Below are 18229 nucleotides of genomic sequence, written 5' to 3'. Positions count from 1 at the left end.
TGGCGCGCCGCAGGGGTTGCGGCTGGGCGCGGGCCCGGGCGATCTGGACACCGCATTGCCGCGGCAGGCCCATGCCGGCTTCTTCGCGGTCGAGGCGCTGGACTACCGCTTCCGCCGGTTCGATGGCGGGTTCAGCCCGCGTGTGACGCGTGAGGTCTTCATCGGCTGCGACGCGGTCACGGTGCTGCCCTATGACCCGGCCCGCGACCGGGTGCTGCTGATCGAGCAGATGCGCCCCGGCCCGCTGGCGCGGGGCGAGGCCAATCCCTGGCAGATCGAGGCGGTGGCCGGGCGGATCGACCCCGAGGAAAGCCCCGAACAGGCCGCCCGCCGCGAGGCGCAGGAAGAGGCGGGGCTGCAGCTGGGCCGGCTGGTGAAACTGGCGGAATATTACCCCTCGCCGGGGGCGATGTCGGAATATCTCTATGCCTATCTCGGCTTGTGCGATCTGCCCGATGGCAGCGCGGGCGTACATGGTGTGGCGGGCGAGGCCGAGGATATCCGCGGCCATCTTCTGCCCTGGTCCGAGGCCGCGGCCCGGCTGGCGGCCGGCGAATTCACCTGCGGGCCCCTGCTTCTATCGCTTTATGCGCTGCAGGCGGCGCGCGACGGGCTGCGGGCCGATTTGATCATCTCTTGATTGTCGCGGCCGAGGCGTCATAAAGGCGGCCTGACGCATCGGGCCCTGCGGGGCCTGTCTTTGTTGGCCGGGTAGAGGGTGATGGACGGGGACAGGCGCAAGATACCGACGCATGAGCTGACCTATGCGCGGCTGCGCGACATGGTTCTGTTCGGCCGCCTGGCGCCGGGCCAGCCGGTGACGATCCAGGGGCTGATCCAGGACCTGGACGCCGGCATGACCCCGGTGCGCGAGGCGATCCGCCGGCTGATCGCCGAGGGCGCGCTTCTGTTGCAGGACAATCGCCGGGTCGCGGTGCCGCAGATGACGCCGGGCATGCTGGACGAGGTGGCCTTCGTGCGCCTGGCGGTGGAGCCGCGCCTGGCCGAGATGGCGGCGGCCCGGCTGACCCCGGCGCTGATCGACCGGCTTGAGGCGCTGGACGGGCGCGTCGATGTCGCGATCCGCACCGGCGACATTCCGGCCTATCTCGAGGCGAACCACGCCTTCCATTTCACCCTGTACGAGGTCTCGCAGGCGCCGGTGCTGCTGGACATTGCGCGGTCCTTGTGGCTGCGCGCCGGGCCCTCGCTGCGCGAGGTGATCGGGCGCTATGGCAAGGCGGGCCTGCCCGACCGGCATCACGAGGCGCTGGCGGCGATGCGGGCCGGCGATGCGGCGGCACTGGCCGCGGCCCTGGCCCAGGATATCCAGCAGGGCGTGGACCAGGTGCGCCTGGCGCTGGCCGAAGGCGGGGTCTGAGCCGGGCCTGAGCGGGGTGGGGGGCTCCTGGGGGGCTGTCTGCCCCGCCGAATCTTCCAGCCAGCCGGGGGGCTGTCTGCCCCCCGGACCCCCCGAGGATATTTTTGCAGAGAGGAAGGCAGGCGGGTTTTCGGCCTGCCATGCAACCCACGCATTGCGGGGATGAGCGATCGGCAGGCATCGGGACGGGGCCCGGCCTTGACCGGCGGCAGGTCATGCCCTTAATGAAAGCATGCTAAGTAAATAGCAGGCTACCGATATGTGCGCGTCCAATTCCAAACCGACCACTTCCAGGCCGACTGTCTCGGCCCCGCTGGCCTCGGCCACGCCGCAGACGCTGGAGCGGTTGATCCAGGTGATGAACGAATTGCGCCGCGCCTATGATGCGGCGGCGGGGGAATTGGGCCTGACCATGGCGCGGGCGCGGGTGATCACCCGTCTGGCCGGCATGGAAGGCGCGACCCAGGCCGAACTGGCCCAGGCGCTGGGGATCGAGCCGCCGACGCTGAAGCGCCAGATCGACGCCTTGGAGCGTCAGGGCTTTATCGAGCGGCGCGGGATGGACGGCGATGCCCGCAAGCGCGCGCTGTTCCTGACCGAGAAGGCGCATGGCGCCTCGATCACCCGCTTCGTGATCCGGGTGCGGGCGGAGTTGTTCGAGGGCATCACCCCGGAAGACCGCGCCGCGCTGGACCGCGCCTTGGCGAAGATCGCCGAAAACACCCTGCGGATCGGTGCGAAATGACCGCCGCCGCCCCCGCGCAGAGGCTGCCCGAACCGGCGGACGCCGCGACCGAGGCTGCATCCCAGGCCGCGGCGCCGGCGGCCGTGCCGGCAAAGATCCCGCTTCTGGCCGGGATGGGCCCGCGCCAGGCGGCGCCGTATTTTCTGGCCGGCATCCTGATCGCGCTGGCGCAGGGCCTGGGCCAGGGCTTCATCACCGCGAACCTTTCGCAGATCGCAGGCGATCTGGGCATCACCACCACCAGTGCCAGCTGGCTTCTGGCCGCCTATATGATCCCGCGCTCGGCCCTGCCGCTGATCCTGATCAAGGTGCGCACCCAATACGGGCTGCGCCGCTTTGCCGAAATCTCGATCCTGGCCTTCGTCGCGGTGGCCTTTGCGGCGCTGTGGATGAAGGATTTCCGCTCGGCCCTGGTGGTGCAGATCCTGTCGGGCGCCGCCGCGGCGCCCTTGTCGACGCTGGCCTTCCTGTACATGCTGGAGCCCTTAAGCGGGCCGGCCAAGGTGAAGATCGGTCTGCCGGCGGTGCTGGGGCTGATCCTGATCGGGCCGAATCTGGCGCGGGTCGTTTCGCCCTCGCTTCTGGGCGATGGTGGGCTGGAGGGGATCCATCTGGCCGAACTGGGGCTGGCGCTGATGTGCCTGGCGGTGGTCTTCACGCTGAAGCTGCAGCCGCAGCCGCGCGAGAAGGTGATTCAGGCCGGGGATTTCCTGTCCTTCGGGCTGATCGCCACCGGGTTTTCCGGCATCACCATCGCGGCGGTGCTGGGGCCGATCTACTGGTGGAACCTGCCCTGGATCGGCACGCTTCTGGCCCTGTCGATCGCGGCCCTGGCGGTGGCGGTCATTCTGGAACTGCGCCGCGACACGCCGCTGATTGACTTCCGCTGGCTGGCCTCGCCCGCGATGCTGCATCTGACGATGACGCTGCTGCTGTTCCGCATCCTTCTGACCGAGCAAAGCTCGGGCCCGCCGCGCTTCCTGCAGCTTCTGGGCCAGGGCGGCGCGCAGATGGAGGGGCTGTTCGGCCTGGTCTGTGTGGCCACGCTGGCCGGGGCGGTGGTGACCATCGTCTTCATCAAACCCTCGCGCGAGGCGGCGCTGCATGCCGCGGCGCTGGTGCTGATCGCCACGGCGGCCTTCATGGACGCGCGGGCGACCTCGGACTGGCGGGCGGATCAGTTCCTGTTCAGCCAGTCGATGATGTCGGTCGCGGCGATGCTGTTCATGCCGCCGGCGATGATGATGGGGCTGATGGCCGCGATGCGCAAAGGGCCGACTTACCTTCTGTCCTTCATCATCGTCTATATCGCCACCCAAAGCCTGGGGTCGGTCGTGGGGTCGGGGCTGTTCACCACCTTCGTCAATCTGCGCCAGGCCTTCCATCTGCAGATCCTGGCCGAGCAGCTGACCGCCACCGATCCGCAGACCCAGGCGGTGCTGGCCCAGCTGACCCGCGCCTTTGCCGCGCAAAGCCCGGATCTGGCCTTTGACCGGCTGCAGGCCGGCGCGCAGCTTCTGCAGCAGGCCTCGATCCAGGCCTGGGTCCTGGCCTATGCCGATGCCTTCCGCGTGATCGGCCTTCTGGCCCTGATCACCCTGGCCGCGCTGGGCCTGCATCTGTTCCGCGATTTCCTGTGGATGCGCATCGACCGCCGGCTGTTCGCCCGCGCCGCTGACGCCTCTGCCACCCCATCCCCCTCTTCTGCCAAGGTCGCTTCGTGATGAACCGTTCGCATCTTCTTCCCACCCTGATCGCCGGGATCATCGGTCTGGCCGGTGTCCTGCTTGTCCTGTTCGCCTGGCATCTGCCGCCCTTCTCGGTCACGGCGCCCACGACCGAGAATGCCTATCTGCGCGGCAAGATCACCACGCTGGCGCCGCAACTGTCGGGCTATATCCGCGAAGTGCCGGTGGTGGATTTCCAGACCGTCTCGGAAGGCGATGTGATCGCGGTTCTGGATGACCGGATCTATCGCCAGAAGCTCGCGCAGGCCGAAGCGGCGCTGGCCTCGGCCCGGGCGGCGCGGGATGTGGCCGAGCAGAACGTGCGCTCGGCCGAGGCGGTGGTGCGCGCCGATGAGGCGGCGCTGAAGGCCGCGCATCTGGCGGTGACCACGGCCCAGAATGACGCGGCGCGCGCGCAGACGCTGACCGCCCGCGGCGTGGCGACCGAAGCAGCCGAGGAACAGGCCGCGCTGGCGCTGCAAAAGGCGATCTCGGCCGAGGGCCAGGCCCAGGCGGCGCTGGATGCGCAGGTCGAGCAGGTGGCCAATGCCAAGGCGCAGATCGCGGTGGCGCATGCCAATATCGCCAGCGCCACGGCGGCGGTGGAACTGGCGCGGCTGGATCTGGGCAATACGGTGATCCGCGCGCCTGCGGCGGGGCAGCTGGGCCAGGTCTCGGTGCGGGTCGGGCAATATGTCTCGGCCGGGACGGCGCTGGTGTCGCATGTCGGCACCGATCTGTGGGTGATCGCCAATTTCACCGAAGGCAGCGTGTCCGGCGTGGTGGTCGGGCAGGCGGCGGAGTTCAGCGTCGACGCGCTGCAGGGCCAAAGCTTCAAGGGCCATGTCGAAAGCTTCTCGCCCGCCACCGCCTCGGAGTTCAGCTTGCTGAGCGGCAGCAACGCCACCGGGAATTTCACCAAGATCGCCCAGCGCCTGCCGGTGCGCATCGCCATCGACCCGGGCCAGCCCGGCGCCGATCTGTTGTCGCCGGGCCTGTCAGTGATCGTGACGGTGGATCAGGGCGGGGCGGCGGCGACGGCCTCGGGGCGCTAGGCGGGCCCGGGCGGCGCCGCCCGGACCGCGCGACGCGGCCCTGACCGAGCCCCGGCTGTTCCCCTGGAGGGGTTTTGCACCCCTCCACCTCGCCAGCGGTGCTTGAACCGATGGCGCACCACTGGCTCGCCCCGCAGGATATTTTTGCAGAGAGGAAGGGGGCGGCAAGATAATTTGATCAAATTCCTTGAAGCGACGCCGGCAAAGCCGTAATCTGGCGCGGAAGGGGCTTTCGGGCCCGTTGATTCCCGCGATGAGGTCCGGCCATGAACATGATCAACACCAATCTTCCGACGGCCGAGCTGCAGAAGCTGGACGCCGCGCATCACTTCCACCCCTTCACCGACAAGGCGGGACTGGCGGCGAAGGGCGCGCGGGTGATCCTGCGCGGCGAGGGCGTCTGGCTGACCGACAGCGAAGGCCACCGCATTCTGGACGGGATGGCGGGCCTGTGGTGCGTGAACATCGGCTATGGCCGCAAGGAACTGGCCGCGGTGGCCGCGCGCCAGATGGAAGAGCTGCCCTATTACAACACCTTCTTCCAGACCACCCATGTGCCGGCGATCGCACTGGCCGCCAAGATCGCCGAACTGGCGCCGGGCGATCTGAACCATGTGTTCTTCGCAGGCTCGGGCTCGGAAGCCAATGACACCAATATCCGCCTTGTGCGCCGCTACTGGCAGGTCAAGGGCCAGCCCGAGCGCCGCACCATCATCGCGCGCTGGAACGGCTATCATGGCTCGACCATGGGCGGGGGCAGCTTGGGCGGGATGAAGCCGATCCATGCCCATGGCGGCATGATCGACGGCATCGCCCATATCGGCCAGCCGCATTGGTGGGCCGAGGGCGGCGACATGACGCCGGAAGACTTCGGCCTGATGCGCGCGCAGGAGCTGGAAGCCAAGATCCTGGAACTGGGCGCCGACAAGGTTGCGGCCTTCATCGGCGAGCCGGTGCAGGGCGCGGGCGGCGTGGTCATCCCGCCTTCGACCTACTGGCCGGAAATCCAGCGCATCTGCAACAAATACGGCATCCTGCTGATCGCCGACGAGGTCATCACCGGCTTTGGCCGCACCGGCAACTGGTTCGGCAGCCAGACCTTCGGCATCAAGCCGCATATCATGACCATCGCCAAGGGCCTGTCCTCGGGCTATCAGCCGATCGGCGGCTCGATCGTCTGCGACGAGGTGGCCGAAGTGGTGGGCTCGGGCGGGGAATTCTTCCACGGCTACACCTATAGCGGCCATCCGGTCGCCGCGGCCGTGGCGCTGGAAAACCTGCGCATCATGCAGGACGAGGGCGTGGTCGAGCATGTGCGCGATGTGGCCAACCCCTATCTGGCCGAACGCTGGGCGGCGCTGGCCGACCATCCGCTGGTGGGCGAGGCCAAGCTGGTCGGGCTGATGGGCAGCATCGCGCTGACCCCCGACAAGGCCAAGCGCGCGCAATTCGCCAGCGAAGAAGGCACGGTCGGCTTCAAGGTGCGCGAGCGCTGCTTTGCCAATGACCTGATCATGCGCCATGTCGGCGACCGGATGATCATCTCGCCGCCTTTGGTGATCACGCCGGCCGAAATCGACGTGCTGATCGAGCGCGCCCGCAAGTCGCTGGACGAGGGCTACAAGATCATCAAGGACGAAGGCCTGCTGGTCGCCAAGGCCGGCTGACGCGCCGCCCCGTTTCCCGCTGCGGGCCGCCCCTTTCGGCGGCCCGTTTGCGTTCAGAGGATGACGGCGGAATTCATCTGACAGGGAACCGGCCCGCGGCTAGGGTGGCGCCGATCCGCCCCCCCCTCTCACGCTCTAGGCCCCGCTATGATCCTGCCCCGCCGTGCCGTTCTGTCGCTGTCCCTGTCCGCCCTGGCCGCGCCGGCGCTGATCCGCCCGGCCCGGGCGGGCTGCGCGCCGCTGGATCTGGCGCGCGGCGTCGCCTTCACGCGGCAGGATGGCAGCCGCGGCCTGGCCCGGCGCGAGGGCGACGGGCTGGTCTTCATCGACTATGTCACCAATCGCGGCGCCTGGCTGGACCAGCGCCGGGTGAAGAATGGCGTCTTCGAACAAAGCCGGCTGGTCGAGGAAAGCGTCGAGCCGGTGGTCGGCGCCTCGGCCCCCGATTACGCCTGGCGCTACAGCCCCGCGGTGATCACGCCCGCGGATGGCGCGACCTGGGCCGGCACGGTGCGCGAGGAGGTCTCGGTCACGATCAGCGACGAAAAGGCCACGGTGCAGCGCCAGAAAACCCGCTGGAAGGCCAGCTACCGCTGCTTCGAGCCGCGCGAGGTCACGCTGTCGGGCTGCAGCCACCGCGCCCTGTCGGTCGAGGCGGTCTTCACCGGCACATCCGGCACGCGCAGCCAGCGCTGGGTCTATTTCCCCGATCTGGGTCTGGGGCTGGAAACCCGCCGCGACGGCACGGCCAATGGGCTGACCGCGCTGACCCCGCTTTGACCGCCGGGGCAGGGGCTGGCCGACCGTGCCCCGGGCTGCCGACACCCGGCACGGCCGCTTGAGGTTCGGGGGATTGCGGCCTAGAACCAGTGTTGGAACAGGGAAGGAGCCCGCGTCATGCACATCCACGGCGATCTCGCCTCGGCCATCGGCAACACGCCGCTGTTGAAGCTGCGCCGGGTCAGCGAGATGACGGGCTGCACCATCCTGGGCAAATGCGAATTCATGAATCCCGGCCAGTCGGTCAAGGACCGCGCCGCGCTGTTCATCATCCGCGATGCGGTGGCCAAGGGCCAGCTGCGCCCCGGCGGCACGATCGTTGAAGGCACCGCGGGCAATACCGGCATCGGGTTGGCGCTGGTGGGCGCCTCGATGGGGTTCAAGACGGTGATCGTCATCCCCGAGACGCAAAGCCAGGAAAAGAAGGACATGATCCGCCTGGCGGGGGCCGAACTGGTGCAGGTGCCCGCCGCGCCCTACAAGAACCCGAACAATTACGTGCGCTATTCCGGCCGTCTGGCCGAGGCGCTGGCCCGGACCGAGGCGAATGGCGCGATCTGGGCGAACCAGTTCGACAATACCGCCAATCGCGAGGCGCATATCCAGGGCACCGGCCCCGAGATCTGGGACCAGACCGGCGGCAAGGTCGACGGGTTCGTCTGCGCCGTCGGCTCGGGCGGGACGCTGGCCGGGATCGGCATGGCCCTGCAGCCCAAGGGCGTGAAGATCGCGCTGGCCGACCCGGAAGGGGCGGCGCTGTATTCCTATTACACCAATGGCGTCTTCGAATCGCCTGGCACTTCGATCACCGAGGGCATCGGCCAGGGCCGGATCACCGCCAATCTGCAGGGCTTCACCCCCGACATGGCCTGGCGCATCCCCGATGCCGAGGCGCTGCCCTATATCTTCGATCTGGGCCGGGACGAGGGCCTGTGCATGGGCGGCTCGACCGCGATCAACATCGCAGGCGCGGTGCGGATGGCCCGCGAACTGGGCCCGGGTCATACGATCGTGACGGTGCTGTGCGATTACGGCAGCCGCTACCAGTCGAAGATCTGGAACCCGGCCTTCCTGAAGGAAAAGGGCCTGCCGGTGCCGGACTGGCTGGATCGCGCCCCGCGCGCCCTGCCTTCGGTCTTCGAAGAGGTCTAGGGTGACGGGGGCAGGACGGGGGCGCGGCGGCCCGGCGATGCGGGTCTGGCTGCTTGTGCTGACGCTGATGCTGGGGCTGGCCTTCGGGCTGGCGCCGCAACGCGCCCTGGCCCAGGACCCGCCCCTTGATGCAACTTCGGTGGATTACGCCGGCTGGGCCAAGACGGCCGAGCGCGCCGAGGCGGAACTGGCCAAGCCCGCCATCACCGACGAGCGGCTTGAGGAATTGCGCAGCCAGCTGGCGCAATGGCGCGCCGCGCTGCTGACGGCGCAGACCGCGAATTCGGCCCGGATCGCCACGGTCAAGGAACAGATCGCCGCCTTGGGCGCCGCCCCGGCCGAGGGCGAGACCGAAGCGCCCGAAATCGCCGCGCGCCGCGCCGAACTGGCCGGGCAGCTGGTCAAGCTGCAGGCGCCGGGCATTGCCGCGGACGAGGCCTATCGCCGCGCCGATGGGCTGATCCGCGAAATCGACAGCGCGCTGCGCGAACGCCAGGCCAGCCAGCTGCTGCAGCTGTGGCCCGCGCCGGTCAATCCGCAGAACTGGCCCGAAGCGGCGGTCGGCATTTCCGACACGCTGATGCAGCTTTGGGACGAGACCAGCTCGGGCTGGGTCGACACCCGCCATCGCGCCGCCTTCTTCGACAACCTGCCGCTGATCCTGTTGCTGCTGGCGATCTGGGCGGCGCTGGCGATCTATGCCCGCGCCCTGATCGAACGCTTTGCCGACCGGATGCAGGCCGGCGGGTCCGAGGTGCGGCGGCGGCTTCTGTCGCTGGCCGCCTCGCTGGGTCAGGTCATCGTGCCGACGCTGGGCATGGTGGCCCTGTCGATGGCGCTGCTGAAAAGCCAGCTTCTGGGCGAGATCAGCACCCGCATCGCGGTTCAGTTGCCGGTGATGGGGATGACGGTCTTCCTGGCCGCCTGGCTGGGCGGGCGCGCCTTCCCGCGGGTGCAGGGCGAGGATGCGGTCCTGCCGCTGCCCGATGAACGGCGGGCCGAGGGCCGGGCGCTGGCCACGATGCTGGGCCTGGTGCTGGCGGCCGATTTCCTGCGCGCCACGGCGATGGATGCGCAAAGCTATTCCGATGCGGTGACGGCGGTCGCCACGTTCCCGGTCCTGGTGGCGGGCGGGCTTCTGCTGTGGCGCACCGGACGCGTGCTGCGCGCCGGTGCGGCCAGCGGCGGGCAAAGCTATACGCTGAAGCTTCTGGGGCTTCTGGCCAATGCGCTGACGGTGATCGGCATCGTGGGCCCGCTTCTGGCCGCGGCCGGCTATGTCGCCGCCAGCCGGGCGCTGATCTTCCCCGCGATCCTGACGCTGGCGCTGGTCACCATGGTTCTGGTGCTGCAACGGCTGATCTCGGATCTCTGGGCGATGCTGTCGCCCAAGCCCACGCCCGAGCGCAGCGACAGCGACGGGCTGGTGCCGGTGCTGGCGGGCTTTGCGCTGGTCTTGCTGGCGCTGCCGGTCTTCGCGCTGATCTGGGGGGCGCGGTTCAGCGACCTGACCGAACTGTGGACGCGGTTCCGCGAAGGCTTCCAGATGGGCGACACGCGGATCTCGCCCACGGTCTTCCTGCTGTTCGTGCTGATCTTCCTGGTCGGCTACCTGCTGACGCGGCTGTTCCAGGGCGCGCTGAAGAACACGATCCTGCCCCGCACCTCGATGGAGCGCGGCGGCCAGACCGCGCTGGTGGCGGGCACGGGCTATGTCGGCATCTTCATCTCGGCGCTGATCGCGATCAATGCCACCGGGATCGACCTGTCGGGCCTGGCCATCGTCGCCGGCGCCCTGTCGGTCGGCATCGGTTTCGGCCTGCAGAACATCGTGCAGAACTTTATCTCGGGCATCATCCTGCTGATCGAACGCCCGGTCAGCGAGGGCGACTGGATCGAGGTCGGCGGCGTGCAGGGCGTGGTCAAGACGATCTCGGTCCGCTCGACCCGGGTGCAGACCTTCGACCGCACCATGGTGATCGTGCCGAATGGCGATCTGATCAGCCAGCAGGTGAAGAACTGGACCCGCTTCGGCCTGGCCGGGCGGCTGATCGTGCCGGTGGGCGTGGCCTTCGGCACCGATACGAAGAAGGTCGAGGCGGTCCTGCGCGAGATCGCCGAGGCGCAGCCCCTGGTGGTGCTGAACCCGCCGCCCTCGGTGGTGTTCCAGGGCTTTGGCGCCGATGCGATGAATTTCGAGATCCGGGTGATCCTGCGCGACGTGAATTTCTCGCTGACGGTGCGCAGCGAGATGAACCACATGATCGTGCGCCGCTTTGCCGAGGAAGGGATCGAGATCCCCTTCGCGCAGTCGGAAATCACCCTGCGCAATGCCGACGAGCTGGGGCGCGCGCTGGCCGGTCTGGCCCATCCGCCCGCGCCGGCCGTGCTGGCCGAGCCCGCGCCCGCAGCCCCTGGCGCGCCGGCCGCGCTCCGCAACTCTGCGCCCCAGGAATACGAGCCCGAGCCGCCCGAAACCGGCGATGAGGATGATGCCGAAAACGGGGGCCAGCGGTGACCGAGCTTCTGTTCCGCGACGATGCCTATCTGCAAGAGGCGCGCGTCCGCGTCATCGGCCACACGCCCGAGGGCGGCATCCTGTGTGACCGGTCGGTGTTCTACCCGACCGGCGGCGGCCAGCCCGGCGACAGCGGCTGGCTGATCTGGGAGGGCGGCCGCCTGCCCATCGCCACCACCGTCAAGGCCGCCGATGGCGCGGTGGTGCTGGTCCCGGCCGAGCCGCTGGCCCTGCCGCCGCCGGGGACCGAGGTGCTGCAGCGGCTGGACTGGGGCCGCCGCCACCGCCACATGCGCGTGCATACCGCGCTGCATCTTCTGTCGGTGGTGGTCCCGCTGCCGGTGACCGGCGGCCAGATCGGCGCCGAGCGCGGCCGGCTGGACTTCGACATGCCCGACCCGCCCGGCGACGCGGCGGCACTGGAAGAGCGTCTGAATGCGCTGGTCGAGGCCGATCTGCAGGTCAGCACGCTTTGGATCGGTGACGACGAGCTGGCGGCCAATCCGGGCCTGGTGAAGACGATGTCGGTGCGCCCGCCCATGGGGCAGGGCAGGGTGCGGCTGGTGCGGATCGGGACGGCGACGACCCAAGTGGATCTGCAGCCCTGCGGCGGCACCCATGTGGCGCGCACGGCCGAGATCGGCCGGCTGGAAATCGACCGGATCGAGAAGAAGGGCCGGCAGAACCGCCGCGTTGTGATCGCGCTGGCCGATTGAGCGGGGGGCGATCTTTCGACGAAAGATCGGGGCCTTGCAGCCTGCCCCCCTGCGTCCCGGCCGCCGCTTGATATCCCCTTGCCGTCCCCGCCCGCCCCGGTATAAGAGCGCCCGACGGACAGTTGGCCGAGTGGTCGAAGGCGCACGCCTGGAAAGTGTGTAGGCGGGGAACCGTCTCGAGGGTTCGAATCCCTCACTGTCCGCCATATCTTCCGCAGAGTGCATCGATATTTCCGGCTTGTTTCGGGAATCATCCTGCGGGCGCGCACCTGCGTTCCCAAAGGGGCGCACCGAACAGGATCGCCCTGGCGGGAATTTCCGGGCCCCATCGCGCGCTGGCCGCTCGGGCCGATCGCAGCTGCCGTCTTCAGGGCAACATGGGCACAGGTGTGACAAAGGCGGCGGCTTGTCACGCGTGTAAGCCCCAGCCTGCCTCGATGATCCGACACGTCGGTTTCGGGAGGCGAAGGCTGCTATGCCGCGGCTTGGCTCGGCCCGTTGCAGTCGGTCGCCGGGCCTCGCCGCATTCCCCAAAGTCGCCGCTCGTCTGGCACCGCAGCAAGAAACCGGTCCCGATGGTGACGCCGCGGACAGAACGGATGTTCGTAAAATTGGAAAATGATCGAAGCATCGGGTAACATTTTGATATCACGACATGAAATGGAAAGTTCTTCGGCACGAGTGCAGGCGCATGGGCCAAGACATCGTTGAATTCTCATTCTTCGTAAGCTCTCTGTTGATTTGGCTTGGTGTCGCATGCCTGATTTTTCCGATGCTCCTGCGCTACTTTTTCTGAGTGACATGGTGGAACACCCTTTCGGAGCCTTTTTCCGAAAGGATGAGGCGCGGATCTCTTTTTATGAACGAAGAGTTCTCACGCGTCGGGAAGTCTCAGGCTGGCCGTGCCGGGCAACTTATGATCGCAATTGGCCTGTCCATTCTGATTTTGACTTGCATCGCTTGGCTGACACTTAACTGGACATCCCAGCCTGAACCAAGCGTGCAGCAGGGCGCCCGCAAAGGGCTCGGAACCGCCATGCGGCGGCGCAGCAACCGTGACGTTTGGCGGGTTAAGGCATCCCGGCGGCCGAGACAGGTGAGGCCGGCGGTTGGCGCCATACCTCGCGGCGCGGAATTGCCAGGCAGCAGACGTTGTTTCTTCGAGAGAGAACGTCGGCTTCCCGCCTGCGAGACGGCATCGCGCTGCTCGGGCATCCGATGATACCATCTATCCCGTCGGATCATCCGAAGTCAGGGCGGGGCAGGAGGACGGGAGGTAACGCCATGTCCACCAACACTCTTCCTGCGATCCATCCTGAACGTCCCGCCTGGAACAAGGGACGCATCATTGGTCAGAAGCGCCCCCTGCTGCCCAAACACGTCTGGTCGATCCGCGTCCGCCTGGAGATGGCGGACAACCGCCGCGACCTTGCGCTGTTCAACACGGCCGTGGACAGCAAGCTTCGGGGCTGTGACCTGGTCTGCCTGAAGGTCCGCGACGTCTTTGCAGCGGGAAGGGTGAAGGAACGTACATCAGTCACCCAGAGCAAGACAGGAAGGCCGGTGCGTTTCGAAATCACCGAGACGACGCGCCAGTCGCTTGAACGCTGGATCGCCGATCCCGAGATGCTTGGGCTGGAATATCTTTGGCCCAGCCGCCTTCACCACAGCCCGCATCTGTCGACGCGCCAGTATGCACGCATCCTGCGCGGATGGGTTACGTCGATCGGGCTTGAGCCGAGCGCCTATGGCACACATTCGAAGCGTCGGACGAAGGTGGCCCAGATCTACAAGAAGACGGGCAACCTGCGTGCGGTTCAGCTTTTGCTGGGCCACAGCAAGATGGACAGCACAGTTCGCTACCTCGGCGTCGATCTTGATGACGCCCTGACGCTGTCAGAGGGGATAGACCTTTAGCCCCGACGCCGGTCGGCAGAATCCTCTGCCGACTGGCCCGAAGCGGGCATTCGTACCGCGTCAGACGCTGCGGCGTGGTCCCCCAAAACGGCCACTCCCGCGGGCAGCCGACAACCGATTGCTGCGGTCACTACGCCGTCGGCACCGTCCCTCCATCGATGACATATTCGGTTCCGGTGATCGTGGCTGCGCGATCCGAGGCGAGGAAGGCAATCAGATTCGCGATTTCAGCCGGTTTCGACGGCCGACCGATCGGGATGCCGCCCAGGCTGTCCATGATGATCCGCCGCCCTCCGTCAAGATCCGTGCCCGCGTCGCGGGCCACGCGTTCAGCCAGCCGGACCGAGGCTTCGGTCTCGATCCAGCCCGGGGCCACGCGCACAACGCGCACGCCTTTGGGCGAAACCTCCTTGGACAGGCTCTTGCTATAGACTGACAGCGCGGCCTTCGAGGCGGCATAGGCGGTGGTCGCCTCGGGCAGCGGCAACAGGCGCTGAATGGAGGTGACATGAATCACCACGCCGGCCCCCTGCGCGATCATGCCCGGAACAAGTGCCCGGTCCAGCCGCACGGCCGGCATCAGGTTCAGCGCCAGTTCAGCCTGCCATTCCGTATCGCCCAGGGCCGTGAAGCCGCCGCCCTGCGCGGATGAGCCGCCCAGCATGTGGACGATGATGTCGGTGCCGCCCATCCGGTCCCGCACGGCCCTGGCGACCGCGTCGCAGCCTTCGGGGGTGGTCAGATCGGCGGCGACGAACAGCGCGTCGGGAAGATCGACAGGGTTGCGCGCCACGGTCAGGGTCTGCGCGCCAAGCTCATGGAACAGCGACACCGTGGCCGCGCCCGCACCCTGCGTGCCGCCGGTGATCAGGGCGCGCTTGCCCTTGAGCGTCAGGAACGCCGACATCAGCCGATCTCCAGATCGCAGATGCGGTCGCCGGCCAGACCAAAGGTGAATGTCAGCACCGCAGGACTACCCTGGAAATCACCGGTAACGGTCGCCCGGACGATGGTCTTGCCTGCGGTTTCGGCTGCGTCCAGCGGCACAGCGCGGTGGCGATACTTTGCCTTTGAGGCAAGCCACCACGCGCGGATCGCCTGTGGTCCGCAATGGCTTTGGCCCTCGTCATGGACGATGGCGTCGGGGGCGAATGCGGCGGCAAAGGCGTCGCCATCCTGCGGCGCGAGGGCGGTGAAATAGGTCTGGATGGGGTGGGGCAGCTGCATGGTTTGGTCCTCGAAGGTTCTGCTGATCTCGACATAGCGCTGGACGGTCATACTTATAATCAGGATAAACTGGCATCTTCGGATGACAGGATCGGGACAATGGACCATGGGTTGAAGGGGCTGGAAGCGGTGCTGGCCATCGCACGGCGCGGATCGTTCCGGGCGGCGGCGCTGGATCTGGGCATGTCGAACACCGCGCTGTCACATGCCATCGCGCGGCTGGAGGCCACGCTTGGCGTGCGTCTGTTCAACCGCACCACGCGCAGTGTGTCGCTGAGCGATGCCGGCCGCGCCTTCGTCGACCGCATCGCCCCGGCCGTGGCCGAGATTCGCGGGGCGATGGAGACGGTGCGGTCGCAGCGCCGGACCCCGTCGGGGCTGTTGCGCATCAACGCCTCGGTTCAGGCGGGACGAGAGATCGCGCCGCTGGTCCTGACCTTCCTGCGCCGATACCCCGACATGCAGGTGGATCTGGTCACCGAGGGGCGGCTGATCGACATCGTGGCCGAGGGGTTCGACCTGGGCATCCGCCCCGCCGATCTGGTTCCGCGCGACATGATCGCCCTGCCGCTGGGGCAACCGCAGCGCTATGCCGTGGTCGCATCGCCGGGCTGGCTGGCGCAACATGGCACGCCCCTGACCCCGGCCGATCTGCCGTTGCGCGATTGCATCCGCGTGCGCCTGCCCAACGGTGCGCTGTTCCGCTGGTCGTTCCAGCGCGACGGCGACGCCGTTCAGATCGAGGCGCAGGGCCGCCTGACCCTGGACGAGGCCGCCATCGCCCGCACCGCCGTCTTGTGCGGCGCCGGCATCGGGTTCTTCATGGAACAAGACGTGGCAGATGACATCGCCGCCGGGCGTCTGCTCCGCCTGCTGGACGACTGGACCCCGCCCCGACCGGGCTTCAGCCTGTATTACCCCGGACGACGCAACCCATCGGCGGGGTTCAAGGCGTTTCTCGCCATGGTGAAAGAGGGGGCTGGCCCTGGTGTGGCGATCACGGTGTAAGCGCACGGCATGGTCCAATCTTGCCGTTCAGGGTCGGGCGCCTTGCCTGCGGCAGCTTTTCCGAAGCGGTCATTCGCGTTGCGGTGCTGCTACCCAGGTCAAGGACTTCTTCCGTATGCCGTATCCGGCCCAGAATGGCCCCAAACCCGGCGTCCGACGCCAGAGTGCGCGGCAGAGGCACAGTTCCTGACCGCTGACATTCGGCGCGCACCGCAGCGAACCAGGCTTGTGATGCGGGCCCAACGCGGGACGATTGCGGCCGGGTTGGCAACGCCCCCCGATCGCGCGTTCTGGTCCGCTGTTCCCTAAACCCAGCCGCTCGCAATGCTTTTGCGGCAAATGGATCGTCCTGCGGTCCGCTTCAGTCGGTCGCCTCCGCCCGCCCCTTGCGGATGAACGAGGACATGGTGGCCAGCAGGACGGCCAGGCCGATCAGCACGAAGGTCAGGCTGATCGGGCGCTGCAGGAAGATCGTCGGATCGCCCCGCGACAGGGTCATGGCGCGGCGGAAATGCTCTTCGAACATCGGACCCAGGATGAAGCCCAGGATGAACAGCGCCGGGCTGCAGCCGGCGGCCTTCAGCAGATAGCCCAGAAGGCCGAAGAAGACGAGCGCGTAGATGTCGAATACCGAGGCGCCGGTGCTGAAGACGCCGACGCAGGCGAAGGCCAGCACGAAGACGAACAGCCAGTGATAGGGCACCCGCAGCAGCCGCACCCAGAGGCCGATCAAGGGCAGGTTCAGCACGACCAACATCAGGTTGCCCACCCACATCGAGGCAACCAGGCCCCAGAACAGCGGGGCGTGTTCCGTCATCATCCGGGGACCGGGCGAGATGCCGTGGATCATGAAGGCCCCCAGCATCAGCGCCATCACCGGGCTGCCCGGCACCGACAGCAGCAGCGTCGGAATGAAGGCGGTCTGCGAGGCGGCATTGTTGGCGGATTCCGGGGCGGCAACCCCTTCCACGGCGCCCTTGCCGAAACGCTCCGGCTCGCGCGCGATGCTTTTCTCCAGCATGTAGGCCGAGAAGGAACTCATCGCCAGGCCGGCGCCGGGCAGGACGCCCAGGACCGCGCCGATGCCCGTGCCGCGAAGCACTGCGGGCCAGGCGCGGCGGAAATCGTCGCGCGTGGGCCAAAGGCGGCCAAGCTTCTGCTGACTGACGACATTCTCCTCGCCCTGCGCGATGTTGCCGATGATCTCGGCCACCGCGAAAAGGCCCACGGCCAGCACGGCGAAGTCGATCCCGTCGCGCAGTTCAAGGATGCCAAAGTCGAAGCGGAAGATCCCGGTCGAGACATCGGCGCCTGCCAGCCCGAAGATCACGCCCAGCAGCGTGACGCCGATCCCCTTCACGGCGCCGCCGCGCGTCATGGAGGCGGTGGTGATCAGGGCGCAGAAGACCAGCGCCGCATATTCCGCCGCACCGAAGCGGATGGCGATGCTGGCCAAAGGCGGCCCGGCCAGCGCAATCAGCAAGGTGCCGACAGTGCCCGCGAAGAACGATCCCAGCGCCGCAATGGCCAGCGCCGACCCCGCGCGGCCCTGCCGCGTCATCTGGTGCCCGTCGATGCAGGTGACGGCCGAGGCCGCCTCGCCCGGAAGGTTGACCAGGATCGAGGTGGTCGATCCGCCATAGGCCGCGCCGTAGTAGATTCCGGCCAGAAGGATGATCGACGCCTCGGGCGGCAGGCCGAAAGTCAGGGGAAGGAGAAGCGAGATGGTGATGATCGGCCCCACCCCCGGCAGCACGCCGATCGCGGTGCCCAGGGTCACGCCCATCAGGCAGTACATCAGGTTGATCGGAGAAAAGGCGACTTGCAGGCCCAAGGCCAGGTTGGGCAGAAGATCCATCACAGGCTCCAGGCGAACAGGCGGAAGGGGATGCCAAGGCCCCAGTGGAAGATGGCCAGGTTCAGAGCCAGCGTGACAATCACGATCACCCCCAGCTCGACCGGCTTGCCGCTGCCATGGGCGAACCAGGCGATCAGGACCAGGACGGTCAGGGCCGGGATCAGACCGAAGGGCGCGATCAACAGGCCGAAGGCGGCGACGGCGGCCAGGATCACCAGAAGCGGCCGCAGCTCGGCCCGGGCAAAGGCGCGCGGGGCCGATGGGGCAGCCCGCAAGGCGCGCGCCAGTTGAAGGAAGCCCAGAAGGATCAGCCCCCCTCCGGCCACGACGGGCAGCGCGCCCGGCCCCAGGGCGCCCGCGCTGCCCGTGCCGTACCCGACGCCCAGGACGACCGTGATCGCCCCGAATACGAGGAAGATCACCGCGGCGAGTGTTTCGGCATTGTTCATTCTCGGCCCCTCCCCAGGGCGGATGCGGC

General features: G+C 67.8%; 16 protein-coding genes and 1 tRNA gene. 13 read left to right on the top strand and 4 right to left on the bottom strand.

Features of this window, described 5'->3' with window-relative positions:
• The 12 genes from K1Y73_RS10465 to K1Y73_RS10410 all read left to right on the top strand — a co-directional run.
• Positions 1 to 640, top strand: a 640-nt coding sequence (locus K1Y73_RS10465) for an NUDIX domain-containing protein (RefSeq protein WP_225028243.1), incomplete at its 5' end; no start/stop codon positions are given.
• A gap of 81 nt (positions 641 to 721) precedes the next feature.
• Positions 722 to 1381 (top strand): GntR family transcriptional regulator, encoded by a 660-nt coding sequence (locus tag K1Y73_RS10460; RefSeq protein ID WP_225028242.1) that lies wholly within the window; start codon positions 722 to 724, stop codon positions 1379 to 1381.
• A gap of 259 nt (positions 1382 to 1640) precedes the next feature.
• Entirely contained in the window at positions 1641 to 2126 is a 486-nt protein-coding gene (locus K1Y73_RS10455; RefSeq protein WP_225028241.1) for a MarR family winged helix-turn-helix transcriptional regulator, read from the top strand.
• Positions 2123 to 3850 (top strand): efflux MFS transporter permease, encoded by a 1728-nt coding sequence (locus K1Y73_RS10450; protein ID WP_225028240.1) that lies wholly within the window; start codon positions 2123 to 2125, stop codon positions 3848 to 3850. Before K1Y73_RS10455 ends, K1Y73_RS10450 begins: the two co-directional genes overlap by 4 nt.
• On the top strand, positions 3850 to 4908 hold the full coding sequence (locus tag K1Y73_RS10445) for an HlyD family secretion protein (RefSeq protein ID WP_225028239.1): 1059 nt from the start codon (positions 3850 to 3852) through the stop codon (positions 4906 to 4908). Before K1Y73_RS10450 ends, K1Y73_RS10445 begins: the two co-directional genes overlap by 1 nt.
• Before the next feature lie 266 nt (positions 4909 to 5174).
• Complete coding sequence (locus K1Y73_RS10440) at positions 5175 to 6575, top strand: aspartate aminotransferase family protein (protein ID WP_225028238.1); 1401 nt, start codon at positions 5175 to 5177, stop codon at positions 6573 to 6575.
• 147 nt (positions 6576 to 6722) lie between these two features.
• On the top strand, positions 6723 to 7355 hold the full coding sequence (locus K1Y73_RS10435) for a hypothetical protein (protein WP_225028237.1): 633 nt from the start codon (positions 6723 to 6725) through the stop codon (positions 7353 to 7355).
• Between the two features lie 117 nt (positions 7356 to 7472).
• Positions 7473 to 8507, top strand: a complete 1035-nt coding sequence (locus K1Y73_RS10430) for a cysteine synthase A (RefSeq protein WP_225028236.1) — start codon at positions 7473 to 7475, stop codon at positions 8505 to 8507.
• A gap of 37 nt (positions 8508 to 8544) precedes the next feature.
• Entirely contained in the window at positions 8545 to 11025 is a 2481-nt protein-coding gene (locus K1Y73_RS10425) for a DUF3772 domain-containing protein (RefSeq protein WP_225028235.1), read from the top strand.
• A complete protein-coding gene (locus K1Y73_RS10420) occupies positions 11022 to 11741 on the top strand; it encodes an alanyl-tRNA editing protein (protein ID WP_225028234.1) in 720 nt (239 codons plus the stop codon). Before K1Y73_RS10425 ends, K1Y73_RS10420 begins: the two co-directional genes overlap by 4 nt.
• Positions 11742 to 11857: 116 nt before the next feature.
• Positions 11858 to 11947, top strand: a tRNA-Ser gene (locus K1Y73_RS10415).
• A gap of 1078 nt (positions 11948 to 13025) precedes the next feature.
• The gene (locus tag K1Y73_RS10410; protein ID WP_225028233.1) at positions 13026 to 13658 is read left to right on the top strand and encodes a tyrosine-type recombinase/integrase; all 633 of its coding nucleotides are present in this window, start codon (positions 13026 to 13028) and stop codon (positions 13656 to 13658) included.
• A gap of 130 nt (positions 13659 to 13788) precedes the next feature.
• Here K1Y73_RS10410 and K1Y73_RS10405 read toward each other — a convergent pair whose 3' ends face one another.
• Together K1Y73_RS10405 and K1Y73_RS10400 are read right to left on the bottom strand one after the other, a co-directional pair.
• Positions 13789 to 14565: an SDR family oxidoreductase gene (locus K1Y73_RS10405; protein ID WP_225028232.1), complete on the bottom strand. Its 777-nt coding sequence runs from the start codon at positions 14563 to 14565 to the stop codon at positions 13789 to 13791.
• Complete coding sequence (locus tag K1Y73_RS10400; protein ID WP_318248233.1) at positions 14565 to 14885, bottom strand: nuclear transport factor 2 family protein; 321 nt, start codon at positions 14883 to 14885, stop codon at positions 14565 to 14567. The genes K1Y73_RS10405 and K1Y73_RS10400 overlap by 1 nt, the downstream gene beginning before the upstream one ends.
• Positions 14886 to 14984: 99 nt before the next feature.
• Between K1Y73_RS10400 and K1Y73_RS10395 the strand changes: the two genes are divergently transcribed.
• Positions 14985 to 15893 carry a LysR family transcriptional regulator gene (locus K1Y73_RS10395; protein ID WP_225028230.1) on the top strand — a complete coding sequence of 303 codons (909 nt, stop codon included), beginning with the start codon at positions 14985 to 14987 and terminating at the stop codon, positions 15891 to 15893.
• A 361-nt stretch (positions 15894 to 16254) separates the two neighbouring features.
• Here the strand turns inward: K1Y73_RS10395 and K1Y73_RS10390 are convergent, their stop codons facing one another.
• Both K1Y73_RS10390 and K1Y73_RS10385 read right to left on the bottom strand, forming a co-directional pair.
• Positions 16255 to 17751 (bottom strand): tripartite tricarboxylate transporter permease, encoded by a 1497-nt coding sequence (locus K1Y73_RS10390; protein ID WP_225028229.1) that lies wholly within the window; start codon positions 17749 to 17751, stop codon positions 16255 to 16257.
• Entirely contained in the window at positions 17751 to 18200 is a 450-nt protein-coding gene (locus tag K1Y73_RS10385; RefSeq protein WP_225028228.1) for a tripartite tricarboxylate transporter TctB family protein, read from the bottom strand. The genes K1Y73_RS10390 and K1Y73_RS10385 overlap by 1 nt, the downstream gene beginning before the upstream one ends.
• Positions 18201 to 18229 lie beyond the last annotated feature (29 nt).

The sequence above is a fragment of the Xinfangfangia pollutisoli genome (genome assembly GCF_020179405.1).
Lineage (GTDB): Bacteria > Pseudomonadota > Alphaproteobacteria > Rhodobacterales > Rhodobacteraceae > Pseudogemmobacter > Pseudogemmobacter pollutisoli.
This window is presented reverse-complemented; position numbering and strand designations above follow the sequence as displayed.

Coding starts and splice junctions, on each gene's coding strand:
- K1Y73_RS10390 (WP_225028229.1), bottom strand. CDS start 17,751: ATGGATCTTCTGCCCAACCTGGCCTTGGGCCTGCAAGTCGCCTTTTCT.
- K1Y73_RS10400 (WP_318248233.1), bottom strand. CDS start 14,885: ATGCAGCTGCCCCACCCCATCCAGACCTATTTCACCGCCCTCGCGCCG.
- K1Y73_RS10460 (WP_225028242.1), top strand. CDS start 722: ATGGACGGGGACAGGCGCAAGATACCGACGCATGAGCTGACCTATGCG.
- K1Y73_RS10395 (WP_225028230.1), top strand. CDS start 14,985: ATGGACCATGGGTTGAAGGGGCTGGAAGCGGTGCTGGCCATCGCACGG.
- K1Y73_RS10440 (WP_225028238.1), top strand. CDS start 5,175: ATGAACATGATCAACACCAATCTTCCGACGGCCGAGCTGCAGAAGCTG.
- K1Y73_RS10405 (WP_225028232.1), bottom strand. CDS start 14,565: ATGTCGGCGTTCCTGACGCTCAAGGGCAAGCGCGCCCTGATCACCGGC.
- K1Y73_RS10450 (WP_225028240.1), top strand. CDS start 2,123: ATGACCGCCGCCGCCCCCGCGCAGAGGCTGCCCGAACCGGCGGACGCC.
- K1Y73_RS10435 (WP_225028237.1), top strand. CDS start 6,723: ATGATCCTGCCCCGCCGTGCCGTTCTGTCGCTGTCCCTGTCCGCCCTG.
- K1Y73_RS10410 (WP_225028233.1), top strand. CDS start 13,026: ATGTCCACCAACACTCTTCCTGCGATCCATCCTGAACGTCCCGCCTGG.
- K1Y73_RS10430 (WP_225028236.1), top strand. CDS start 7,473: ATGCACATCCACGGCGATCTCGCCTCGGCCATCGGCAACACGCCGCTG.
- K1Y73_RS10455 (WP_225028241.1), top strand. CDS start 1,641: ATGTGCGCGTCCAATTCCAAACCGACCACTTCCAGGCCGACTGTCTCG.
- K1Y73_RS10385 (WP_225028228.1), bottom strand. CDS start 18,200: ATGAACAATGCCGAAACACTCGCCGCGGTGATCTTCCTCGTATTCGGG.
- K1Y73_RS10445 (WP_225028239.1), top strand. CDS start 3,850: ATGAACCGTTCGCATCTTCTTCCCACCCTGATCGCCGGGATCATCGGT.
- K1Y73_RS10425 (WP_225028235.1), top strand. CDS start 8,545: ATGCGGGTCTGGCTGCTTGTGCTGACGCTGATGCTGGGGCTGGCCTTC.